4 protein-coding genes are annotated in these 1,605 nt (G+C 54.0%); all 4 read right to left on the bottom strand.

From position 1 onward, the window contains the following. Positions 1-352, bottom strand: a 352-nt coding sequence (locus AC1D1X_RS22875) for a hypothetical protein (protein WP_477699283.1), incomplete at its 3' end; no start/stop codon positions are given. A 266-nt stretch (positions 353-618) separates the two neighbouring features. After that, positions 619-942, bottom strand: coding sequence for a hypothetical protein (locus tag AC1D1X_RS22870; RefSeq protein ID WP_477668253.1), 324 nt, complete (start codon positions 940-942; stop codon positions 619-621). An 87-nt stretch (positions 943-1,029) separates the two neighbouring features. Continuing rightward, positions 1,030-1,281 (bottom strand): hypothetical protein, encoded by a 252-nt coding sequence (locus AC1D1X_RS22865; protein WP_477668252.1) that lies wholly within the window; start codon positions 1,279-1,281, stop codon positions 1,030-1,032. 87 nt (positions 1,282-1,368) lie between these two features. Then, positions 1,369-1,530: a hypothetical protein gene (locus tag AC1D1X_RS22860; RefSeq protein ID WP_477668251.1), complete on the bottom strand. Its 162-nt coding sequence runs from the start codon at positions 1,528-1,530 to the stop codon at positions 1,369-1,371. Positions 1,531-1,605 lie beyond the last annotated feature (75 nt).

Raw genomic sequence — 1,605 nt, 5'->3', positions numbered from 1 at the left:
GCATATTGTCTGGGATGGCTACCGGCCGAACACCCGTCTTCTTCATCGCCTCCAAAAAGGCGCCAAAGTCGCATTCAACCCGCACATGAGTTCGACCATAGCCCATGCCGGTAGAAAAGGCTTCTGCAGCCATTCCTTCATAGTCAACCCGAAAACCATAGCCCCAGCCGGGGTCAGCAACCGCATAGCCGGGATTGGCCTTAATCTCCTGACGCGTGGGCGGTGTGACACCTGTGAACTGCTTGAAGGTGAAACGGCCTTCGGCGTCAGTGCGCGTTTCGAAGGGACTCAAACAGGGTCGGCGACCGAAGAAATAGCCGCGGTCGGCGCACCCTGTAATTTGTGCACCCATGAGAGGGCGACCTCCCATTAACAACCTGCCCTCGATCACACCCTCGACAGGTTCCCACGCGGCGAAGGAGGGTGTCGCGACCACCAGCAAGCAAGCGACAAGGAGCTTGGGTCGGATTGAGCGAAGTGCCGGTGAGATGCCTTGATGAGCCTTAACGTTTGAGATGAGAGGCGTGACCCGGCTTGCCGGGGTACGTCCTCTCGATGGAAGGGTTAGACCGCGCGACGTGTGCTCGCCCTTCAACTTTGATGGATTGTGGCGCCATGTCATTGAGCTCGATTTGTGCGGAAGCCGCAGTGACGACAGGACGAGGCGAAAACACTTGCAGAACCTCCCTCAGTGTTTTCAAAATGCCCACAGAAAAGCTTGCTGCACTGAGGACAACGGCTGGTCGCACGCCCCAGGCCTCCAATGGCAATTACACCGAAACCGGTGCAAGCAACAGCGGTAAGAACATTGATGTGTTCGCCCAGTGGCCTGAGCGTGAATATGCCGACGAGGGCTGCAATGAGTACAAGAGAGCCTAGCCAGAAAAGACCTAGGAAGATCTGCATTCGTTTGGCAAACCGCGCCTTTTGTTCGGTGTTCATCGTGAGGCCTAACGAAAAGATGACCRGACCACCAACATGAGSGGCGGAGCCGCCTCCTGCTGTTGTGGGTCCGTGTCGATTGACATGTTAGGTAGCAAGATGCCCTCCCACTCTGAGAAGAGCCAAAACAAAGAGTGCGACTAGAACAGCAACAGCGGGAGCCCATAGCCAAACCGGCATGCGCCAGAAGTTTTTTCGGTCTCTGGAAGCAAAGCGCTGCCACCACGGAATCTCCCGATGCAAGCTTGCATGCTCGAAATTGGCATTGAGATTGCGAGAAAGCTCCTCCAACTCGCGTGCTTTCTCGAGCGCTTCCTGGCGTGATGGATCGTGCTTCATTTCTACTGTTTAACGTAATGTATACCGCAAGGTCTGCGGTATAACCTGGCTACTGAAAATCCAGCCAGGTGCTTGTTGTTCAAAGACTTATTGTTCATTTTGAGCTTCGTTCAGGTCGATAAAAAAAGGCCAAACCCCGCAAACGAATTCTAGGCGGACAGTCTTCTTTTCCTCAATGCAGTGATCACATACAACCAGGGCAGCAGCCACATGGCAAAAAAAACATGAATGCCCGTGGGATTGGGTCATGGTCTTTTCCTTCTGCTACGGAACGCAAAGATTATGAACGGTGGGAAGATAATGCCTCCCAACACGAATGTGGCC

Source organism: Polaromonas sp. P1_G4 (genome assembly GCF_056405475.1).
The sequence above is the reverse complement of the archived record's forward strand: the minus strand, read 5'-3'. Positions and strand labels throughout refer to the sequence as shown.